The organism is Pseudoalteromonas sp. HM-SA03 (assembly GCF_002289345.1).
Taxonomy (GTDB): domain Bacteria; phylum Pseudomonadota; class Gammaproteobacteria; order Enterobacterales; family Alteromonadaceae; genus Pseudoalteromonas.
Map to the genome: position 1 here is coordinate 1 of NZ_NSDG01000061.1, position 22023 is coordinate 22023.

General features: G+C 39.9%; 26 protein-coding genes. 19 read left to right on the forward strand and 7 right to left on the reverse strand.

Annotated features, from left to right (window positions below):
* Positions 1–139 precede the first annotated feature (139 nt).
* Genes CKO50_RS12580 through CKO50_RS12590 form a run of 3 tightly spaced genes read right to left on the reverse strand, consistent with a single transcriptional unit; the run spans position 140 to position 2346 of the window.
* On the reverse strand, positions 140–757 hold the full coding sequence (locus tag CKO50_RS12580; protein ID WP_095728436.1) for a hypothetical protein: 618 nt from the start codon (positions 755–757) through the stop codon (positions 140–142).
* A 10-nt stretch (positions 758–767) separates the two neighbouring features.
* Entirely contained in the window at positions 768–1733 is a 966-nt protein-coding gene (locus CKO50_RS12585; protein ID WP_095728437.1) for a hypothetical protein, read from the reverse strand.
* A 55-nt stretch (positions 1734–1788) separates the two neighbouring features.
* The gene (locus CKO50_RS12590) at positions 1789–2346 is read right to left on the reverse strand and encodes a recombinase family protein (RefSeq protein ID WP_095728438.1); all 558 of its coding nucleotides are present in this window, start codon (positions 2344–2346) and stop codon (positions 1789–1791) included.
* 159 nt (positions 2347–2505) lie between these two features.
* Here CKO50_RS12590 and CKO50_RS12595 point away from each other — a divergent pair, with 159 nt between their 5' ends.
* From CKO50_RS12595 to CKO50_RS12615, 6 genes are all read left to right on the forward strand, one after another.
* Positions 2506–3219 (forward strand): hypothetical protein, encoded by a 714-nt coding sequence (locus tag CKO50_RS12595; protein ID WP_095728439.1) that lies wholly within the window; start codon positions 2506–2508, stop codon positions 3217–3219.
* 394 nt (positions 3220–3613) lie between these two features.
* On the forward strand, positions 3614–4258 hold the full coding sequence (locus tag CKO50_RS12600) for a hypothetical protein (protein ID WP_141240145.1): 645 nt from the start codon (positions 3614–3616) through the stop codon (positions 4256–4258).
* 88 nt (positions 4259–4346) lie between these two features.
* Positions 4347–5345, forward strand: coding sequence for a hypothetical protein (locus CKO50_RS12605; protein ID WP_095728441.1), 999 nt, complete (start codon positions 4347–4349; stop codon positions 5343–5345).
* A gap of 512 nt (positions 5346–5857) precedes the next feature.
* The gene (locus CKO50_RS23985; RefSeq protein ID WP_176474657.1) at positions 5858–6019 is read left to right on the forward strand and encodes a hypothetical protein; all 162 of its coding nucleotides are present in this window, start codon (positions 5858–5860) and stop codon (positions 6017–6019) included.
* Between the two features lie 86 nt (positions 6020–6105).
* Positions 6106–6477 (forward strand): hypothetical protein, encoded by a 372-nt coding sequence (locus tag CKO50_RS12610; protein WP_017216059.1) that lies wholly within the window; start codon positions 6106–6108, stop codon positions 6475–6477.
* Positions 6478–6736: 259 nt separating this feature from the next.
* Positions 6737–7423 carry a hypothetical protein gene (locus CKO50_RS12615; RefSeq protein WP_095728442.1) on the forward strand — a complete coding sequence of 229 codons (687 nt, stop codon included), beginning with the start codon at positions 6737–6739 and terminating at the stop codon, positions 7421–7423.
* Positions 7424–7620: 197 nt separating this feature from the next.
* Here the strand turns inward: CKO50_RS12615 and CKO50_RS12620 are convergent, their stop codons facing one another.
* Entirely contained in the window at positions 7621–8244 is a 624-nt protein-coding gene (locus CKO50_RS12620) for a DsbA family protein (RefSeq protein ID WP_095728443.1), read from the reverse strand.
* On the reverse strand, positions 8238–9104 hold the full coding sequence (locus CKO50_RS12625; protein WP_095728444.1) for an MBL fold metallo-hydrolase: 867 nt from the start codon (positions 9102–9104) through the stop codon (positions 8238–8240). Before CKO50_RS12625 ends, CKO50_RS12620 begins: the two co-directional genes overlap by 7 nt.
* Before the next feature lie 105 nt (positions 9105–9209).
* Between CKO50_RS12625 and CKO50_RS12630 the strand changes: the two genes are divergently transcribed.
* On the forward strand, positions 9210–10097 hold the full coding sequence (locus CKO50_RS12630) for a LysR family transcriptional regulator (protein WP_095728445.1): 888 nt from the start codon (positions 9210–9212) through the stop codon (positions 10095–10097).
* Positions 10098–10505: 408 nt separating this feature from the next.
* On the opposite strand, the gene CKO50_RS23990 is transcribed toward CKO50_RS12630, so the two are convergent.
* Positions 10506–10664: a hypothetical protein gene (locus tag CKO50_RS23990; RefSeq protein WP_176474658.1), complete on the reverse strand. Its 159-nt coding sequence runs from the start codon at positions 10662–10664 to the stop codon at positions 10506–10508.
* A 239-nt stretch (positions 10665–10903) separates the two neighbouring features.
* On the opposite strand from CKO50_RS23990, the gene CKO50_RS12640 reads away from it, so the two are divergent.
* A complete protein-coding gene (locus tag CKO50_RS12640; protein ID WP_095728447.1) occupies positions 10904–11416 on the forward strand; it encodes a GNAT family N-acetyltransferase in 513 nt (170 codons plus the stop codon).
* 372 nt (positions 11417–11788) lie between these two features.
* On the opposite strand, the gene CKO50_RS12645 is transcribed toward CKO50_RS12640, so the two are convergent.
* Entirely contained in the window at positions 11789–12997 is a 1209-nt protein-coding gene (locus CKO50_RS12645; RefSeq protein ID WP_095728448.1) for a porin, read from the reverse strand.
* Positions 12998–13361: 364 nt separating this feature from the next.
* Here CKO50_RS12645 and CKO50_RS12650 point away from each other — a divergent pair, with 364 nt between their 5' ends.
* From CKO50_RS12650 to CKO50_RS12695, 11 genes are all read left to right on the forward strand, one after another.
* Complete coding sequence (locus CKO50_RS12650; RefSeq protein ID WP_095728449.1) at positions 13362–14312, forward strand: DUF5050 domain-containing protein; 951 nt, start codon at positions 13362–13364, stop codon at positions 14310–14312.
* A 130-nt stretch (positions 14313–14442) separates the two neighbouring features.
* Positions 14443–15699, forward strand: a complete 1257-nt coding sequence (locus CKO50_RS24675; protein WP_255229698.1) for an alpha/beta hydrolase-fold protein — start codon at positions 14443–14445, stop codon at positions 15697–15699.
* Positions 15700–15701: 2 nt separating this feature from the next.
* On the forward strand, positions 15702–16169 hold the full coding sequence (locus CKO50_RS24680; protein WP_255229701.1) for a serine hydrolase domain-containing protein: 468 nt from the start codon (positions 15702–15704) through the stop codon (positions 16167–16169).
* Complete coding sequence (locus tag CKO50_RS24685) at positions 16084–16755, forward strand: serine hydrolase (protein ID WP_255229703.1); 672 nt, start codon at positions 16084–16086, stop codon at positions 16753–16755. Before CKO50_RS24680 ends, CKO50_RS24685 begins: the two co-directional genes overlap by 86 nt.
* A 135-nt stretch (positions 16756–16890) precedes the next feature.
* The gene (locus CKO50_RS12665; protein WP_095728450.1) at positions 16891–17130 is read left to right on the forward strand and encodes a hypothetical protein; all 240 of its coding nucleotides are present in this window, start codon (positions 16891–16893) and stop codon (positions 17128–17130) included.
* 502 nt (positions 17131–17632) lie between these two features.
* Positions 17633–18460 carry a PD40 domain-containing protein gene (locus tag CKO50_RS12670; protein ID WP_095728451.1) on the forward strand — a complete coding sequence of 276 codons (828 nt, stop codon included), beginning with the start codon at positions 17633–17635 and terminating at the stop codon, positions 18458–18460.
* 333 nt (positions 18461–18793) lie between these two features.
* Complete coding sequence (locus CKO50_RS12675; RefSeq protein ID WP_227387014.1) at positions 18794–19462, forward strand: hypothetical protein; 669 nt, start codon at positions 18794–18796, stop codon at positions 19460–19462.
* A 54-nt stretch (positions 19463–19516) separates the two neighbouring features.
* Complete coding sequence (locus CKO50_RS12680) at positions 19517–20041, forward strand: DUF4303 domain-containing protein (protein ID WP_095728452.1); 525 nt, start codon at positions 19517–19519, stop codon at positions 20039–20041.
* A 78-nt stretch (positions 20042–20119) separates the two neighbouring features.
* Entirely contained in the window at positions 20120–20746 is a 627-nt protein-coding gene (locus CKO50_RS12685) for an SMI1/KNR4 family protein (protein ID WP_095728453.1), read from the forward strand.
* Positions 20747–20820: 74 nt separating this feature from the next.
* Positions 20821–21375, forward strand: coding sequence for a GNAT family N-acetyltransferase (locus CKO50_RS12690; protein WP_095728454.1), 555 nt, complete (start codon positions 20821–20823; stop codon positions 21373–21375).
* 25 nt (positions 21376–21400) lie between these two features.
* Positions 21401–22015: a LysE family translocator gene (locus tag CKO50_RS12695; RefSeq protein WP_095728455.1), complete on the forward strand. Its 615-nt coding sequence runs from the start codon at positions 21401–21403 to the stop codon at positions 22013–22015.
* Positions 22016–22023 lie beyond the last annotated feature (8 nt).

The following is a 22023-nucleotide window of genomic DNA, read 5'->3' on the forward strand; positions in this document are numbered from 1 at the left end:
CGATATGCAAGCTCCAGCAGTAGCAGAAGAAAAACTTAATTCACTGTCCGGAATTAGTTGACCACTACAGTTAAATTTACTTTAAACAAAGTTCAGCCATTTGACGTCAGAATTTATAGTTCTCAGTGGAAACTTGTGTTCAACCCATTTTCTTAACCGTTCTTACTGCACCATATTCGATGATTACTTCTCGCTCATTGTCCGAAGCATCAAAGTAGATAACTTTGTCTCTTGAAACAACAGTTTTAACAACTATGCCTTTAATCTTATCTTTATATATTTCATGAGCAAATCGTCTAGCTGTTTCTAAGTCTATAGTCCAAGACTGTGCGAAGTTTTTACTTGCAAACTCATCTGGTGATAAACCACGATATATTGTTACTTCTTCTTCAAGCATTTCAATATCTGAGTTAGGAGGTACGTCTTCGCGTTTAATTCTGATTGGTGGTGCTCCCCACTCAACCTGCTTGGTTTTGAATAGTTCAAATACACCTCCTGAGTAAAACCGTTTTAAATTGTTAAAAAGCTCAAAAGCCGAATTACACAGTTCTGATTCTATGGGGTAAGAAGCGTACTTTTGTTGCCAAAAATCTCCAAAAGCGGATTTTGGCTCCGTTTTTGACTTGCAATCAAAGTTATCTAAAATGTCCGCGAATACCTTATAGTCATCACCAAACTTTTTATGTAAGCTATTAAAGTATTCATCAGAGTCAATTCTCATTTGTTCAAGAAGTTTTTTTGATTTGTCGCTAATCATATTGTTTGCCTTAACCAATTTTAATAAGTTGACCGCAAGATGGGCATGTCGTTTCATCAACTGAGTAAGGAGCTTCTGTACTTGAGCGTTGCCACATATTCGTACAGTATTCACATCTAAACCACCTTGTTTCGTATTGTTTTGGTGCGGGGTTTAGATCAATAATTTCCCTAAAAGCACGTGTCGGTTTTCTTTTATAGCGAGGGCTTTGCTGAAACCCAAAAACAGGGTCATATAACGGCTCGGTCTCTGCTGCCAATTGCTGTTGTTCCTCCCACTTACGTTGTGCTTGTTCCTTTTTAGCGAGTTGTATTTTTTGATTTTTACTACGATAAAACTCTGTAAACCTTTGTGTTTGCTGTGGGTGGAAATGCCAATGCTTGATGCTTAACTTCTCAAGTAATTCAGATTCAACTTGATTTCTGTAGCCATTTACTTTGCCTTCAACATACTTTCTAAAATCCTCAACGTCGACAACTACAATGGCGGACTTTTGGTTGTATGTTGAGCTAAATTGGTAAGCACTACTTTCTAGTGTTAAAACAAGGGTGATGTCGAAGTCATTGGTGTGTAGGATAGCAATTTCGTTTTGCGCGCTTTCAATGGCTGGATTCAATGTTACTTTAGATTGATATTCGTATACCTTTTCTTCAGTGATCAACACGCCCTCATCGGATTTATCACTGTTTGGATAACCGATATATCTAGGAAGACGAATGCTAGAATTGGTAGCAAGTATATTACGGCACAACCAAAAAATAGCGCGTTTATAACTTATCTCACATGGCTTATCTTTGGAGTTTACCTTCGGTGCATGTTTGAAGTGATCGCGTCTTATGTTCGTTTTATACTTGTGCGCGGAAAGAGGCATATCGCAGCTGATGCAAAAACAATTGCACTCTAAACCGTTTTCTACTTCATCGACAAATGCGAGAGAGCCATTTTTATCTTTAGCAAATGGTATCAATACTTCCACTGTTATTCCTTTTCACAAGCAGATAGCAAAGCTCAATATGTTATACCTAGTTAATTCATTTGTTAATATCTTGATTGATAACTTTATAAACCGTGTTTCTTGAAACGTTCACCGTGCTTGCTATTTGGCTGACTGGTGTAGCTTTTGCGCGTAGCGATAAAATGCTTTGTTTGGTGTTGTCGGATATTGGCTTGCGGCCTTTGTATTTACCCGCTTTTTTAGCGGCTTCGATCCCTTCAAGCTGGCGCTCTTTTCTGATATTGAGTTCAAATTCAGCAAATACGGCGAGCATATCTAAAAAGGCTTTACCTGAAGCTGATTCGGTTGAGATGGGTTGCTCTAGCGCTTGTAGTTGAATATCGTTGGATTTTAGGTGGTTCACTAAGGTTTGTAAGTCGAGTACGGAGCGAGCGATGCGGTCGACTCGAGTCACTATTAAGGTGTCGCCAACACGAAGGTAGCTAAGTAGGGCTTGAAACCCATCGCGTTTGGTATTCGACGCTGATGCCATATCGGTAAACACCTTGTCACAGCCCGCTTTTTCAAGTTTGGCTATCTGTATTTCTAAAGATTGATCAGTAGTCGAAACTCGCGCATATCCAATCTTACTCATGGCAATTGTTCATTTAGCATCTAGACTGAATAATCATAGTGCGTACTAACGCCTTAAACCACCCTAAATGAACACTTTTAATCGGTATTGGTGATGTTCAACTAGGGTATACGCTATTTGAACTTATGCTTTACCGTCGTTTTAGGAAACGCCACCACAATGGACTTGCAAAACCCCGACCTGATTTTAGTAAAACGCCTATCGGAGCATTCATGCTCCTACTTTGCGGTTGAGAGTATTGTGGGGAGTGATGTGGTGTTGACGGATATTGAAAGCGGTGGGAGGTTCAATTTTGAAAAGCCAAAGCTTGAACAACTGCTTTCAAACGGCCAGCTCAGAACCATCGCGCGGCGTGAGCTACCGACCAAGTTAACCTTTAAACCACTCAGTAACGTTAAAACGCCAAAAGCTGAAACTACGGAAGATGTTGAATCCAAAAAAGAAATGCAGCGACGCTACAAGTATGTGCAAGGCGCAATTGAGCAAAGCGTTCCAGCTTATACTGAGAAATGGTTAACCCCATTTATTACTCAAAAGGCGGGGGAGATAAACGACAGCAGCCCACCGTCATGGCGCACGCTAGCCTATTGGAACAAAACCTTTGTGGAAAGCGGCTGGGATAAACAAGCACTGGTGCCCAAACATAAAGCCAAAGGCAATCGAACCAAGCAACTGCCTCAAGAAGTACATGACTTAATTGATGAAGTGATCAATGAATACCTGCGCACGCATACGGTGGTGAGGTATCAGAAGGTGTATGATCTGTTTTTAGGGCAGCTTGAGAAGCTTAATGCTGAAAGGCGTGAAGCTGATTTAAGTGAGCTAAAACCATGCAGCTATAGATGGATAGTGAATAGGCTTCAAAATAGATAGAAATGTAGTCAGGGGGCGGAATGTGGAACTTACGTTACTATGTTATGAATCAGGAAGTTCATTCTTTTTTTTCTATTTCGAAAGAGTTTTAAGTGTATATATGCTTTACAAAATCAATGAATTATACTGCTTTTGATATAGTGTTGATGCGAGGTTTGAAAAATTTGCTCATTAAACATTAATTAGTTGTAATAGAAAAATAAAAAGCAAATACCCACAGCATGAAACAATCCAAGTGTGTATAGCGTCAGTCCAATAAACTATTGTGTGGAAGACAATATAACCTAGAAATACTAAATTGTTACGTTTTCTCCTTGCTGAATCATAATGATAAACGAATTATTTAGGCTGCAGCAGGGGGCTATCAATGCCCGTTTGTAGCGAGACAAAAAACATGAATTTTGAAAATAGAATCAAAGGAAATATCACTGAAACTATAGTAAAAGCTCTATTGGTGGATGAGGGGTATCGCGTCGTTGATAGTGGTATTGAGCATATGATTAGAGAAGTATCTTGTCTTGGCCGTCAAGAGTATTTGAACTTATCTTTTGCAGATGCTCTTAGAAAGTTACCTGATCTGGTCGTGATGAATAAAGATCAAACGAAATCTCATTTAGTCGAAGTTAAATACAGGCAAACATGGAATGGTAATCTAATTAAAGATCTTCGTGAACAGGTTATATTTTTCAATCAAATCGTGCTCATTTGTGTGAATGGTTCTCCAGTCACAGAGTCCAAGGAGGTGTCAGGCGCAACTCATTTGCGAGCTATAGAGTTGAAATATGAGGATGGTGAATACCTTGCCAATAAATACACTTCTAAAAATTCGGACACTCAAGAGTCATTTGAATGGGTCTCTATTACTAATGGCTCTGAAATAGATTGGTGGAACTTGGCTCCACTACAGTTTGTTTTTAATGAAATGACTTCAGCAGCTCATCCTAAAGAGCATCCCAAACACGGTACAAACATAAATACGTTATTGGCATGTAGAGCTGTTAAGTCTCTAATGGATAAAACTATTTGGGACGTGAGTTAGTAGTTATAAATTTAAAAAAACAGGCACTAAGCTATTTTCCAATAAGATTTTTAGTGTAATTATACTTTGATAGAGTTAAAGGGTTTATGTGAGTAACGAAGAAAGTTTGAAAGGTGTAAAGAATATAAATATTCAGGTAAGTGGAAGTTATCCTGTAATTAGCGCATATGAATTTGAAATTCTTAAAGAACTTCCAGAAGTTCACCATTTATGGCGTGAAAGTACCATTTACTTAATAGTTCAGCGACCATTGATGTACTTTAATAACCTTAGGATAAATGACCAAGGCGTTGTAAACTTTGAAATATCCGATATGAGGGGAAATGAGCCTCTGACTGGAACACTTGATCCTTATGAAAGCGGGCTGGCTAAGGAAGGAGAAAGTTATTCATTTAGCTTTCATCTTTATAAAGGTGAGGTCAAAGAAAATAAGTCTGTAGATTACGCGGCTTGCTTTTTTATAGAAACGGAGTCCTCAGAGCATTTAGCCAGTATTACCCCTCAGAAAGTAATTCACTTGTCATCTTTAAATAGTCCAGGTTATAAAATATCAGGAAACTTATACGACTATATTGACTATAGAGTCCATTATGTCGGCCAAGCTTTTAGTCAGGACATCTGGTCGAGATTAACAGGCCACGAAAAAATGCAATCAATTTTAACTAGGGAGGCTGCGATTGATAGCCTGAGCAACAGAAATTCGCTCGAAATATCACTTATTTTGCTCGAAATCGTTGGCTTTAGTGAAGCACAATTTCTTCCTTTTCAACCTTGGCAACTTAGCTCGAATACAACCCCTATTTTACATGATCTAGGGGATGACGATGATGTTGAGTCATATATGAACTTCCATAAGCCACTGGTGGAATTTAGTGATCAAGAGCTAACGAATGAAGTTGAAGCCATGTTGATTAATAGGTTTGATCCAGACTATAACAAAATCAAGTTCAAAAATTATCCGAACATCAAAAATGGAACTAGATCAAAAGGCTACTCAGAATCAAGTCTAGTGCTTGAGTCCAACCCAACTATTCTAGAGTCAGACAAGTTTAAGTTAAATGCTATTTTTAGAAAAGGCAGCATATAACAAGCCAATGTAGCTGGGCCGCCGAATGTTCGTTTTGGTACATCGGAAAGTCAGTATGGCCAATATAGTCGAAGGCCATGTTTTTAACCTGTTAATTCAGGTTATTAAAATTTTATGATTGTACTTTATTGTTTTCTTTGTTTTTTCTAGATTTAGTACACTTTTCACTATAAATTTAACTTACACTACAAACTCCACCATTGTTGTTGTTTGAAGTGTAAGTCTTATTAATAGTTACCAAAACTATACTAATCTGTACTAATTCCTTTATAAATCCAATTAAAAACTAATTCTCAGTTCATTAGATCAATAGTACTTCTTATATTAATCTACTAAAACTAATCAGCACTAATTGGTTTAGTTACCGTGTTAGTCAAAGTTCTTGCGCAAGTTAAAACAGATAATTCAGGCTTNATTGATTGAAGTACCTGTGTTGCTTAGCGAATATGGTGTATTCGATCCCTTACTTGATTACGTTATAAGNCCAGTCGCACATTAAAAGTTTGCCATGGATGAATCGCATTACGTTTGCTTGCCAACTGTTACTCGAGTACATGGAAGCCAACACAGGGTTATTTTCAGACGCCAGTAAATTATTTCAATCATTTGTTATGCGTTTGTCACTGGGTAAAAATATGGCAAATCCCATCAGTACTTTTTGTAATGCGCTGTAATGTCCTTACTCATTTTTCGTTTCTATACTTTGTGCGCAGCTTGAGGGAAGGCCTTCAAGCACAAGTTCGAAAGAAGGAGTTTGTTTATGTCCAGTCCAGCGAATGTCACAATTAAGAATAGAACAAATCAATCAATTACTACGAAAGTCACTCGAGACTCTTGGGTTGAGGGTGATGGCAGTTCAATTGATGGTAAAGTCATCCCTCGAGGTGAACATGGCGTCTTTCAGGTGGTCGCCAAAACAGGCCACCATGGTGAGTTAGATATTGACTTTATTGGCGGAGACAGTGGTAACGTACTCGGTACTTTGGAAATATTGAGTATTAAAGATCCTCAAGAAGGCGTAAAGAGCCTTGCAGTAAATGCAAACCAAAGCGAAATAGATGTGTCAGCAATGGGATATAGAAGTTCGCCCAATGATGACGAATTACGAAGAATTAATTTCTTAATTGTCTAGCCGTTAATATTGAAAAGAGTAAGGTAGTTTTTTGTCACCAAAATCTGGTTTGTGTAGTGAAAATATCATAACTGACCTATACCTTAACTTCCTCATTAAAGTGGCATAGAGTTAGCTTTCTCTATGCCAATATGTTTTATACAGTATTTTAGTCTTTTAAAGGCGGTTACAAATGTTGTTTTCTTTTCTCCTTGAGAAAATCAGCACAAATGTTAATGTTTTCTAAATTAGGTATTTACCGCTATCAAGGACTGAAATAGTGAAGATTAATTCACCACTAGTTAATTCACAGGTCAATTTAACCAGTAACTTAACCGCTAAAAAGGAGGCTAAGACGCATAACATCGAACCTCAAGCACCAGAGAAGGAGATGAACGCTGCGGCATTGTCAGCCGAAAATACGCCAGTATTAACTGAAGAAGAAATCCAAAAATTAAAACAAGAAACTTTTGAGATTAGTAAACAAAATTATAAAGTGATGGGAGAGACGCAAGAGGCGTTTGCAACCACCTTAAGCGAGTTTGAAAAATTTAAAAAAGAACAAATTAGCTTAAATCCAGGAATTGATTTGAGTTCTTTAGATTTATCGCAAGAGGAAGATGGCACACTAAAGCTCGTTGGTGGAAGTGTAGACGATAAATTGCGTGAGGATCTTGAGTCTATAATTAACGAAAACAATAAGCTAAAAAATGCCTATGAACAGGTACATGAAGGACTTGCACAAATTGTTCGATTCTCTGGTGCAGATCGGCAAGGCATCGAAGCAAAGGACCTTTATGGCAATATTAGGTTGAATGAGTTAAGTAAAAGCTTCGAAAACCAATTCCATGATACGGGCTTTGGTCAGGATTATCATACACTTGAGGAAAAAGTGAATAGCCACCCAATGCTGTTTGCAATGAAAATGAACGAGGCAATATATCCTAGAATTAACATAAATGTGTAATTGAGTATCGAATAGGTTGGGTAAGTCTAACCGTTTGCACAACGCTCAGTGTTAAGCATGAATGTCAGGCCTTACCCCATCAAAATTGTTATCTTGCTTGCTTAAATGTATCTAATTGCGGAGAAAATAAAGTTCAGACTGTTTTTACTCGCTGGCAGGGTGGGTGTTTTTCTATCCATCAACCCCAAAGCTTGTAACTACTGTATATAGTCATCAATTAGCTGGCGCCAAGCATCGGGCTTACCGTAATAGGCAGTATGCGGAAGCTTTATCTGTTTCTCATGCTTTTCAAGGATAAGGGTGGGGTAGCCAGTAACTTGAAGCTTTTGCATTAATAGACGGCTTTGCACGATTTTTGTTTGCTCAGCACCTTGATTTGCCAGCATAGCTCGTTGCCAGTGGTTTTTATCTAGCCCAAGCTCAACGGCTAGCTCCTCTATAGCCTCAGCTCGGTTAACCTGTTTGCCCTCTACATAGTGTGCGTGCTGAATAGTTTTAAGCATGTTAAGTGGCGCTATGCCCAATTGCTCAGCGGTTATGATGGCACGAGCGGTGATGTATGAGTCAAGGATCATCGACTCGTTACTATTCACCCTTTGGATGTAACCTTTGCCAAACTGCGCGCCTGTTATGCTGGCTATACGCGTATCGCTTGTGAGAATGTGGTTGCGGAACGCTTTCTCTATAGATTGGTTGGCAATCATACCTCCAGGATGCAGTTCAAGCTTGAGGTCACTGTTGGCTGCAATCGCATCCAACAGTGAAGTCGCACCGTAACACCAGCCACACATGGGGTCGAAGAAGCAGTGCACTTTTACCATTTCATCTCTCCCATATGTACCTTAGCACCAATACCCAACGCCATAGGTAATCCTGCATCAGGGTAGCGAGCAGAGATACTATCAATCAGTTCAGCGCTATTTTTGCTGCTGCTTTTTGCCTGACTAAAGTCGCTTAAATACTGCTGCGAGTAGCTTATGGTACTTGAATCAAGTTTGGTGCCTGCTTTCATGTGACCAGGTATTACAACCTCTGGCTTCAGTGCTTTTAACTCTTTTAATTGGCGACTCCACGCTTGCTGACTGCGTTGGGATTGCGCATCGGCCATCCATAAGTGCACATTACCGTAGACTGCAACATTGCCCAGAACCGCTTTACTTGACGGGATCCATAAGTAGGGGCGGTGTGCCAGCTCAGATTGCGTGCCGTGGATCTCTATTTTGTGCCCATCTACAAAGAGTGTGTTTCCCTCTACAACTGTTGGGATGTATGGCTTAACAGGTGCATTTTCCCCCATTTTTGGTGTCCAGAATGCTAATTTACCCGCGAGTTTTTCTTCAATCACTGCTTTTACGGCAGCTGTGGTTAGGATCTTAGCTTCTGGGAACAAAGCATGTAGCACTTCTGCGCCAAAATAATAGTCCGGATCGGCTTGGCTGATAAAAATCGTCTTTAAGGTTTTGCCGCTGTCGAGTACTTTGGCTGCTATGCGTAGAGCATCCGCTTTGGTAAAACCTGTATCTACGACCATTACTTCACTCTCACCAATCACCAGTGTTGAGTTAACGTGGAAGCTGTTTTTGTCAGCGTTATAAACATCCAGTGTAAGTGGGGCGGTGTTTGCTGCCATCGCATTGCTTGCTAATAAAATCGATGCTGCTATCAACGTTAGGTGTTTCATATCTTTTGCCTCAATAGGTTTAGTACGGAGCAGATGATATGAAATTGATAGGCTCAGAAAAACATGCCAAACTAAACATCATTGTTTCATAAATCGAACAAATAAATGGATAGACTCATCGCTGCTAAGGTCTTTGCCGACGTTGCAATCACGGGCAGTTTTACCGCGACGGCTGATAGGCTAGATATGTCTCGCCCTATGGTAACTCGGTACATTGAAGCAATGGAGAGCTGGCTAAACATTCGTTTATTACATCGCACCACGAGAAAAGTGTCTTTAACGACAGCAGGGGAGTCCTGCTTGGAAGAAGTAAGACAGTGGCTGAGGCAAGCTGACACCATAACCGGCTTGGCGAATACTAGCGGAAAACTGTCTGGTACGGTTCGACTAGCAACCAGTATGTCTTTTGGCTTTTCTCAACTTGTGCCCGCTATTCAACAGTTTATGTCAGCACATCCTGACGTAAATATTGACATTGATTTGCAAGATTCTGTGGCCGATCTCACTGAGAGTCAGATAGATCTGGCTATCCGTATTGCCTCTGTACCGGACCCTTCTTTGATTGGTAAATCAATTGCAGTATGTAGCTCAGTAATCGTGGCGTCGCCGCAATACCTTGCGAATGCAAGTGAAATCAAAAAACCAGATGACCTAGCTGAGCACTCGTGCCTTGGGTATAAGAATTTTCAGCAGCATATTTGGCATTTGCGCAAAGGTAACTCACAGCAGTCGGTAGCCGTAAACTGCCGTTTAACTGCGAACGAAGCAACGGCCTTATTGCACGCAGCGTTAAATGGGGCTGGTCTGGCAATTCAACCCACTTATTTGGTTAACCGCTACATCAAATCTGGTGAGCTTAAGTCGGTATTGCCTGATTGGAAGCCAAGCGATATGAATATATACGTGCTCTATTCTTCGAGAAAGTATATGTCTCCAACCGTGAGGGCATTGATAGACTATTTGTCTCACTATTTTGCCAAAACGCCATGGTGAAACTGCAAGTATCTTATAGAGTTACATCTTAATGTTGTTGCGTTACTAGCTCGTTTGATCAGGGGAGTAGCTAACACGATTAATGTTTTATTATCGCTATATTTTTCTCAATTACTTTTTACTTAAAACTAAGCCCAGCTAGTTGCTGAGCTTGACATACTTAACCTGAGGTTTGGATAAGGAATGTTCCAACTCATTGTTTCTAAAGAACAGCTTAGTTTTTTCCTTTTCTAGCCAGAGAGTTTTAGGGGAAAACACCGCTTCCGCGTCCTGCTCTCGCTAAGGTACCTACACCCTTTAGGCAAGGCGAATTTACGCACCAATAGCTGGCTATTGGAAGTGAATTCAACGCAGTTAGCGTTAAAACTGGCTGCTAGAAAGGCATTAATTATCCGCAGCTCAGGTTACTTAGCAAATGTAAACTGTTGGGCAAAATTCAGGAGCGGTATAACATGCGCCGTAGTTTTTACTGTAAGCGCCGGTTCCACCTGCTATTTCTTTCGTTTGTTTAGCATCTATCGCTTTATTTGCGTTAAGGCTTTTTAATTTTACTTTTTTCAGTTTCACGTTGTATCCAGTTATTTTGTTATCTTTGATTATTCGGTAATGTAGATAAATACCTATTTTTAAGTACTTATCTGTTAAATAATGCGTTTCAATTTTTGTGCATATCAATTTTGTTGATTGTGCAACCTATATTCGATCAATTGTTGCAGCAATAGCTGCGTGCGCCTTACACATTAAAAGAAGTAATGCTAGTATCCAAGTTAGAATCACAATCGAGTTGATAAAAAGTAGAGGAGATAATGGCATTATCATTTCAGACCTTAAGGTTGCATATTATTGAGGTTAACGACGATTTTCCGGCACTCGATCGTGAACGGCTGATAGAGCAAATTCCCCATATCCTGAGTTCTAACGTGGTTGAAAACCTTCCCCCTTATTTTCATGGTATTGATTCAACAAAACAGGCCGAAAACTGGTTTCAGCGCATGTGTTCAGAGAGCCGCTTACTGCAAGTTAAGCTTGGGCAGCATGAGACAATTGGCTTTTTGTTTGTTTACGTTGAAAACGAAAGTGATGCGCATATCGGTTACTTATTGGCTGAAGAACACTGGGGCAAAGGTTACGCCAGTGAATTGCTGCAAGGGTTTATCCATGCAGTTACCAATGTAGAGCTTTGGAGTACCCTAATTGCGGGAGTGGATCAATCCAACCATGCGTCCATTCAGTTGCTCAAAAAGCTGGGATTTTCACAGCATTTGCATGATGAAAGCAGTCCACTTTTCTTTGAGTATGAGATCCATCGTACCTGTTGACCTCAGCGGTTTGACTTTTATTTCCCTGAGTGTGCTTTGGTCGCAGCGCTCGATTTGTCGTTAGTCCATCAATTGATAAAAGTAAAAAATATTACAGTTGTCGTTATTTTCTTGTTGATATAAGCGCTCAAATTTCTGTGGTTTATGAAGTGATTAAAGGGATCTGTGTTTTAGTGGTTGAACACTGGGGCTGTTTAATGATAAATCAACCGTGTTGGCATTTTTAAGCTCACTGTAAATTTGTAAGTTTTCAATATCGTATATTTTGGCCAGATACAGCTACAGGCAGAATGTTGAAATCAATTTGTGCATCAAAGATCACGAAAGCCATGAGCTTTGATGCACTTGAAGTTGTTATTACAGTGCTTAGTCTTACAGTGTGTAATGGAAACCGATGGCGATACCGTCGTCTTCGGTTTGTGACATTTGTGCTTCTTGCACTGCATCGGCGCTAGAGAAGTCGCTAAAGTCCTTACGCGCTTCAATGTACAAAATGGTGTCTTCAGACATAAAATAGTGTGTACCTATAACGGCAAACTGACGCTTAAAAACATCATTAGGATCAGCATTAAAGTTTGGTTGGATCACATAATCATCGCCCGCATCAAATACGTTGTAAGCGATAAATGTACGCACGTCATTGTCAAAACGGTAGCTAACAAGCGACTCTAATCCAACGGCATCCTTGATTAAGCGGCCTAAGTTATCTGTATCGTGGTTTTCGTTTTTATTGATGTTTGCAGCTGCATACCAACCTGGCTTAGAGAAATCGCCATAGGTAATACCGACGCCATAAATTAAATCTTTAACCGATTGATTTCGGCCACCAGCGTACACAATATCAAACGCGCCGCGGTTAATGCCGGCTGTGAGGGTTAAGTCTTCGGTCGCAGCATAGGTAAGTGAGGCACCATAAGTTGAATTAAACTCTACTTTTTGTGCCGCGTTGTTCCCTTGATTAAACTGGGTTTCGCAGGAGCTGTTCGAAATATCAACGACATCACAAGTATAAAAATCATCAGATTTTAGCTGAGCTTGTACCGCAAAGCTGAGCTTGCCAAATTGATTACGGTATTGCAGCACTTTATCACCACGACCAGTACCATTGATCGCGCCGTCGTCTTTGTTATAGGTGTAAACACCAGCAGCATTACCATCCCAAACTAGGCTGTAGTTGGTGCTGTATACCACGTCGTACCATGCGCCCCATTGTTTTCCTAGGGTAATTTGGCCGTATTTATCATGCTTAACCCCAACATAACCGAGTCGGTTATATAAAAACTCATCTTGTATTGATTCGAAGCGGTTGCTGTAAACAATATCACTACTACCAACAGGGTTTACACCCCATTCAAGGAGTGCGAAAGCCTGCCAGTTGTTTTTCAACTGACGTTTAAAGTCAAAGTTAATACGCGATGCACCGTTTACTAACTCAGTCTCGTCTTGAGTGTTAATAACTCGAGCATCGATAAAGCCGCCAACCGTAACACTATTCTTTTCATCTTTGAATATCTCGATAGCGCTTACCGTTGGAATAGTAGTCACGCTAGCAATAAGAGTGGCAGCAAGTGTTCTTTTCATGAATTACCTTGTTTCAATGTTGTTGCTAAATAGGGTTAAGTTAGCTAAAAAATTCAGATTATCAAAGCTAAAATACAGGCAAAAGTGAAAAAACATCAAGAAAATAACGTGGTTTTTGGTAAATTTATTCATGAATGGTTCATTAACTATGAATATCAATGAGTTATGATAAGGTGGTTTTTGGGGTGATTGATTTGTTTTACGCAATAAATGGAAGGGTTTATGGCAACAACTGCATTCTGTTACAGCAAGATAGCACAAAAGGTGTAATTCAGTGAAAAGTCAATAAAACATCATGCTTTTGGTAGATAGACTTTTGTAGTCTTCCAATTAGATACACAACTACAAAAAAGGAAACGGATTAATGCTTGTTAAAAAAATTGGTGTCTTAAAGCTGGCTTGTTTATCCACCATTATGTTGCTTTTTATTCATGAAGCTCAATCATATAGCGAATCATCAGCAGAGTCGTATGGTATTACATATAGTTTTAAAGGTGGTAATAGCAAAGCGATTTACCTAAGTGACCAAGATGGTAAATCGCCAGTAAAGATCGTGAAAGCCACGTCAAGTGATGGCTATCCTGCTGTCTCACCATCAGGAGACAAAGTAACCTTTTACGGTAAATACGATAACTTTAAAACATGGTCAATTCATACCGTTGATATTACAGGCCTAAATCTGAAAAGATTAACCAGTAAAAAATATGTTTGGGATAGTGCACCTGCTTGGTCTTTGGATGGAATGACGATAGCGTTTGCTAGAGAATATGAAAATAAGGAAGGTGTTTGGCAGGAAGAAATTTGGTTAATGAATGCTGATGGTAGTGAACAGCGCCAAATTAAAAATCTCGAAGGTCGTGCTCCAGAATTTATGCCAGATGGTCGATTACTATATCAATCTAAAGCCAGCCCAAGCCAAATTAGCATTGCCAATTTGGATGGCAGTGAGGTTATTCAACTCACTCAAGACGACACTGATAACATGTCTCCTCAAATTTCCCCAGATGGCACAAAAATAGCCTATCTATCTAATAGAGATGGGAATCAGGAAGTATATGTCATGGATATTGATGGAACCAATAAGAAGCGACTGACTCGTAATGACATTCAAGAGTGGGATCCATCTTGGTCTCCAGACGGCACAAAGGTGTATTTCGCTTCAGAGAATGTGTTTGGCTTTTATGATGTCTTTTCTATAAATGTGGATGGCACGTCTATCAAAAAAATACTTCAAAACAGCTCGCAAGCGACAGTTGTGCCAGGCCTTGACCAAGAAACGCTAAAAAAGTTAAAGAAAACAAGTGAGCGCCAGTAGGCCTGTGCGCTGACAGTAAATGGCATAGATGTTCAGATAAAGCGGTATTGAGACTATTTCAATGACCATTATACGATTCATATTTAATATAACGAATATTGCTGGCTGACTTAAAGATTAGGAGGTATTAATGACAGCGCCAAAAGGATTGAAAACCCTTGTTCTTTATGCTTTTTTATTTTTCCCAGCTTGTGGTAGTACAGCTGTGACGGTGACGCAGCAAGACCCTGTGGTGATAGGTAATACACTGGTATTGAAGTCTGAAATTTTAAATAATGAAATCCCACTCAATATTGCGCTTCCTAGCAACTTTGATCTTTCTTCGAAACTTCATACTTATCCCGTGATCTTTTTAGTTGGTAAACATGGTAGTGAGTTCTTCCATGCGCTCAGTGGTATCGTAAAACACTTAGCTGATGTAGAGCGGATGCCTGAAACCATTGTTGTTAGTATCAATGGAGGAAGCCCTTCACCAGATATTTACCATAATGACATGTTTGGTGGTCAGTCGAATAAAAAGTGGCCATCATGGGGGGAGCCTAAAAAATATCATGATTTTTATCAAAATGAGCTGTTTCCGTTTTTAAAAGCACATTATCGGGCTAATGAAAAACGTACAGTGATTGCAATTTCAACGAGTAGTTTCTTTCCATTAAATAATCTCATCCATGAAAAACAGTTATTTGATACATACGTGTTTTTAGCTGCGGCTGATATCATAGGGATGGGATACACGCCAAATAAAACTATGGTAGATAGTCTAGTTGAAAGAGTATCTGAAGACCCTAAAAATGGCCCCCTTATTTACTTTGCTGTAGCTGGAGACGACCTAAAAAAGGAAAAGAAGTATCAAAGCAATGTGAATAAACTCAAGAGCCGCCTGAAGAGTATAAAAGACCTACCTTTTGTCCTCAAAATTTATGATAACGAGGGACATTATGATGCATTGCTAAAAACGATGCTGGATGTGATAGAAATAAAATACCCGAAGTCACTTTGGTCAGCAAAGTATCGCGATATTGTGACTAAACCTGGTAATGCTCTACAAAATATTGATAACTACTACGACCAACTAAGTGAGCGTTATGGTTTTACTATATTGCCAAGATCAACGCGTTGGAATAGTGTTAATAGGCTCGGCTTCATTAGTACGTATTTGATTAGACAAGGCCGAGTCATAGAAGCGATAGAAGTCGCAGAACGTTACACCGAATATCAACCTAAGTCTTGGCAAGCCTATGAGTCATTAGCAAAGGCATTTGAGGCGAATGAGGATAACTTACAAGCACTGAAAAACGCCAAAATAGCCGTGCGATTGGTTGATAATGAAGTAAATAAAAGCCTTCTATTGGCATACATCAATCAATTAACCGAGGCGCCAGAGTAAATATGTTGCTACGTTCAGTGAAATCATTAACCCTACTTTGTTTGATGCTCTTAACCGCCTGCAACAACGATAGCAAACTAGACTTTGACGCGTTTGTTGAGAAAAAACTAACAGATTTTCTGATTGAGGAAAATGCACAAATTGCTTCCATCGCTATTGTGAATGATAGGCTTAACTATCAAAAGCAATTTGGCGAGTTTCCTGATGGTACAAAGCCACACCATGATACCGTGTATGAAATTGCATCCATCACTAAAACTTATACCGGGTTGTTGCTTGCCAAGGCGGTAGTAGATAAAAAAGTGCAATTAGATGCAGATATTAGGGTGTACTTGCAGGGGGGGGGATTATCAAAACCTGCAACATCTAGGCAAACCTATCACTTTGCGTCATCTCGCGACTCACAGAAGTGGTTTACCGCAAGATTTTGCATATACAAGCGCAGATATAAAGTCTGGCAAGGCTTTTGAGCTGTTCTCTAACTATTCAAAAGCGAAGTTTTTTGAAGATTTAGCTCAGTACCAACTTACCTCAACGCCTGGTCAGACATTTCAATACTCCAATGTTGGCGCAAATCTAACTGGGTATATTTTGGAAAACGTGTATAACCGACCATTATCTACACTTGTTGCGCAATTGATCACGGAACAATCGGGTGAAGAACACACAAGGTTTCGTTTAGAGCCCAGTGAGATAAGTAAAATAACGAGAGGGGTAGATAGAAACGGCAAAATTGCACCGTTACTCAGTCCACACTCGTTCGCTGAAGGTGGACTAACATCCACTGCAGCTTCGATTGCCGATTATATGCAGTATTTATTCAGCACCCAAGCAGAAGAAGTGCTGTTGTCGCGCACCTTATTAACAGAAACCAGCAGTGAACATGGCCATGCATTTTTTTGGAATACATACGAGTATCACTCAGCTAATCCTATGTTCTATCACAGTGGAGGCTCTATAGGTACTTCCACTTGGCTTGCGCTTTATCCAAAGCAGAAGTTAGGAATATTTATTGCCAATGCGATTGTTGAAAAGTATGAGCACGCTAAGCGGTAAAAAGACAATGAAAATTCCGGATTCAAGAAGTTAAAAAATATGCAATTGATTAAAGTGGTTTAATATCAGCTTCATTAGCTTACTTTCTGAAGCGAAAGCTGGATCGGGTACGAACTTAGAGACAAGGAGTTAGGTATGAGTTTACTTACATGGATACTCTCTCATGTCACACTTGCGGCATTTTGGCTTTGGATTTTGAATTTTGGCGGAGCTGCAAAAATGGAAGGATGGAAGTCGTTCTTTATCATAGGGTGGTTTGCTGCGCTATGGACTGCTGAGCAGTTGCGTTTGTATGCACTGTGTATTCTCGTACTACAAGTTCCTTGGTTTATTGCAGGCCTTTTGATGCCGCAATGGCGAGGCTTTGCGGTGTAACATCAATTTGCTTAATTAAGTGCTCTATTTTGAGGCGAGAAAATCTTGTCGATAACAAGACAAAGATTTTGCTATTTAACCTGAGGTTTGGATAAGGAATGTTCCAACTCATTGTTGCTAAAGCACAACTTAGTTTTTTCCTTGTCTAGCCAGCAAGTTTTAGGGAAAACACCGCTTCCGCGTCCTGCTCTCGCTAAGGTACCTACATCCTGTAGGCAAGGCGAATTTACGCACCAATAGCTGACTATTGGAAGTGAATTCAACGCAGTTAGCGCTAAAACTTGCTGCTAGAAAGGCATTAATTATCCGCAGCTCAGGTTATTTAGTTATTCTAAATAAGAAATCTTTAACACAGTTAGCGTCAGATTTGCTCCTTCAAATTGAGCAAGTATAAAGACAAACTGGTGTTATTGTCAGGTTTTGTAAAGGTGCTTGGATTTGTCTGTTTCCTAGTGCAATTATATTTACTTGAAAACTAAAGGCTCTAATAAAAGGATAGTTTATGAAGCAGATGAGCATTCTAATTGCTATGTTTTGTAGTTTAATAATTTGCGATAAAAGTTATGCCCAAAACAATTACGGTTTAGGACAAAAGCCACCGGGATTAACACCCGAATTATTTGCTCCAGGTGTTGTTTCTACGGATGAGCACCGCGAGACTGAAGTGTTGTTTTTGCCAGATATGTCAGAGCTTTCTTTTACTCGCTCTGGTGGAGAATATCAAAAACCAACATGGATTGTGATGCAATATAAAAACAATCAATGGATTGAAAAATCAATACCCGAAGCAGACATAAATGCATATCAGGAGCAATTTAGCCCACCGGTTTCACACATAAAAAACATCGAGCCTTTTAAAGATATTCCAATCAGAGGTTATACCACCTCAGCAAAAGGGACACACTACTTTTATGTCTTAGATTTGAAAGACGGCAGTGGGCATTTGAGTTATTCACGGCTTGTTGATGGCAAATATGAAACACCGCACAAAATGAGTAAGGCAATTAACCAAGGAAAGTACATTGCTCACCCCTACATCGCGCCAGATGAGTCTTATATTATGTGGGATGCTGAAAAGGAAGGTGAAAACACGCCTGATATCTACATTAGTTTTCGTAACCAAGATGGCACATGGACAAACGCAATAAACATGGGAGATACGATTAATACGGCTGCGTACGAGCAACGACCTAAAGTATCACCAGACGGAAAGTATTTATTCTTTTGGCGAGGTGACAAAAAAGTCAGAAAAGACGGCTCCAGTTACAGGGAAGGTAATCCATACTGGATGGATGCGAAGGTTATTGAAACGCTGAGACCAACACGCTAGCACTCAATTATTCTCGGTTATACTACCACTAAAAACCTAGACTAAACGGCATGCATGCAAGCATGCCTTTTTCTACATCACTGAATTTTTTTATTAATGGTCTAATAAAATTACCTTGAAAAAAGGAACAAAGGTGATTTAATAAAAAAGCATGGGTACTGCCAGGAATTGCTGAGAATAGTATCGTATTTAGAAGCATGATATGGATATCGCAAAATAAATCCAAAAATCTAGTGCGTCTATTTATCTCCCTTACAACCGTCAGCATAAGTACGAACACATTCGAACCGACAATTACGCAGTACGTCTTACATGATTGAGGCTTAAATTCTTATGAAGGTCTTTTTAATACTGTTATTGGTAGCTGCGTTTTCGGGAGATGTTGTTGCAGACATGCCAATAGAAACTACTTTACCAAACAACTTAGATAAGGAAATAGCAATGGACTTAAAGGATAGAACAATTTATCCCATTATTAAGGCAGGAGATTGGCCTGGTATTCAATACGGTGCGGTTTATTCAGTATTAATTGGCCCAGAAGATGACCCAGAAGTCGTGATTGGTTTTGGTTATGATACCCCAGATAACTTCGTTTTTTTAACACATCAAGATGGTCAAGAGATCGATTTAAATGTGGTAGTTCCACAGGCTTTTCAAAATATTGATGCTTTAGATGTAACCTTTGTCCCGTCCGCAGTGCTAAACAACCAAGTATTAACTGCCAGCGGAGAGTCTTTTAGTAGTGAAGCGATTTTATCTCAAACGCAAATGCTGAAAGCGCACGAAATGCTAGATGCCGAACAGCTACTTGTCTCAATAGCGAGACGTACCGGATTAATGGTGGTATCCAGAGATGCATCGCACGATTTATTGGATAAGTTTATTTATTTACATAGCGAAGCTTGGAACGATGATAGTTACGGTAACGCACCTATCGCAAATAGGCTCTTTTTAATCGAAAATGGCAAAATAGTTGGGTCGATGTCATTAGCAGATAAATAAGCCTGCGGATCTGTTTGGTGTGTTATCCAGAGTGTAGTGTATGGAGGTTGTGCCATGTCAGATTTGATTGACTTTGATAAGTTGAAAAGTCTCGTCAAAGATGCCGTAAAAACTACTTTTACAAACCTCCAACGTATACACCAGCCAGATGAGTTGCTCGGTTATGCCTTATGTACTGATGACAGTGTAATGACGCTCTATCACGTTGCCATGACACAACAATGGCTTTCACAAGATGATAATACTGAGTTTGAGTTCTCTCCCGTTGAGTGGGATTTAAGCGATAGGGATGTGCATTTTAAAGGTGTTGCTACTTTACTCGCAGCTCGCCTTGAACTGGAAGATGCAAAGCTCTATGAAAATTATCTTGAAGAAATTATCAACCCCACTTTCAACGCTTTTGTATTGGCGCTTTTAGAGTTGAGGCAAGAAGGCGTCTTTGCCAAAAATGTTTTTCTGTCAGTGCTAAGTACAGATCCAAGCGAGCATATGTTGGAACTTGAAAGCGCAGCAAATCGTAAGCTAAATAGCGCAGAGTTGCTGAACCGATTCAATGATTGGCATGCTCGGTTTGGTTGAAGGCGGATGAGCAAACACGCGTATTTTAGATATCAATGGAATTAACTCTTAGATTTAAGTGATAAGGAAGTAATTAAAATGAACTTGATGGAATGGGTACAGGCAACATTGCCTGAGCTCATGTGTGATCTTAATCAGCCGGCGACAGCGAGTGAAATAGCAAGTCTAGAGAATAAGCTCGGTGTTGAACTGCCTGAGCGATTGAAAGCGATGTATCTCGAACATAACGGCCAGAAAGATGAGATCAATACTGGTTTATTTTACGGACTCAATTTTTTACCTTTGAACAGAGTTTATGAAGAATGGTGTTCGTGGGCTGAAATCATCGATTCACAAGGTGAAGAGGGAATGAAAGAGCTGAGCATGTTTTCAACTTCTCACGTTCCTGGGTTTATCAAAGAAGTTTATGCCAATAAAAAGTGGGTACCGTTTGCCCATGATTGGGCTGGCAACTACCTTGGTTTAGATTTTGATCCGGCCGAAAATGGCACTGTTGGACAAGTGATAAACTTTGGTCGTGATGAAGACGAAAAGTTTGTGATTGCTAAGTCGTTCTCTGAGTTTATGCAGTGGTATACCGCTGAACTTGAGTCAGGTAATTACAGTATTGTGGTCGAAGACGATGGTGGTAGAAGTTTTAATACTAAACAACCGCAATCCGGTCATTTTTTAGATGCGGTCAAAGTGCTATTTCGCGCAGTATAAATAACCTTCACCATACCATTTATCGCGATTTGAAGTTATCTCTGTGTTGCGCTTTGAATGTTAAGGAGATCAATATGCAATTTCCAGAATTTGAAACACCACGCTTGAAGCTTACGGCGCTATCCAAATGCGACAGTAATGCTATTTTTGAACTATTTTCAAACCGAGAGGTAGTGAAATACTACGATTTAGAGGCGTTTAGTGAGCGATTACAAGCTGAAAAACTCATAGATTTCTTTCATTCTCGATTTGATAGTGGTGTTGGGATCCGTTGGGCTATCCGATTAAAAGACACTGAGCAGCTTATAGGTACGTGTGGTTTTAACTCATGGAACTCAGCGATGAAAAATGCAGTTATCGGTTATGATTTGATGCCGAAATTTTGGGGAAAGGGTTATACCACTGAAGCATTACACCAAATTATCTCCGCCGCGTTTGGTGGTTTACTAGCATGTGGCGCACTGAATCGAATTCAAGGAGATACGGTGCCGGGAAATCATGCGTCAGAGACTGTGTTAGAAAAGCTAGGTTTTAAAGCTGAGGGGGTTAGACGACAAAGTGGATATTGGAAAGAACAATTTCACGACCTAACGTGCTTTGGGTTATTAAAGTCAGAATTTAATCGCTGAGCCAATATTTTTTAGAGGAAAGACTATGGACATCTGGACACTACTTTTATTTATCCCAGCGTGCTTTGCCTTGAATATGGCTCCAGGGCCAAATAATCTTTTAGCGCTAAATAATGCTCGTCGCTATGGTTTTCGTATAGCTCTACTTGCAGGGTTTGGAAGGCTCGCCGCATTTTGTGTGATGATAGCGCTTGCCGCTTCAGGCCTTGCAGTTGTGCTGTATACGTCGGAAATATTGTTTCTAGCCATTAAGATTTGTGGCGCGCTCTATTTATTATGGATTGCTTATAATTTATGGCGCTCAGATGTTAGTCCAGTTTCAGATGATGTCCGCAATCTGAGCATTATCGGACTGATGAAACAAGAGTTCGCCCTTGCAGCGGGTAATCCAAAAGCAATTTTGATATTTACCGCTTTTCTCCCTCAGTTTGTCGACGTTGCAAAAAATGTGACAGAGCAATTTTCACTATTGGGAGCTACTTTTCTCGTTCTGGAAATAGTGGCTATCGCTATGTACGCTGTTATTGGGCTATATCTAAGGCAGTGGTTTAGTAAACCTAAATTGGTTAAACGTTTTAATCGTGCATGTGCTTCATTTTTGGCGCTATCTGGCGGCAACTTACTGTTGAGTCGACAGTAGCGATGCCA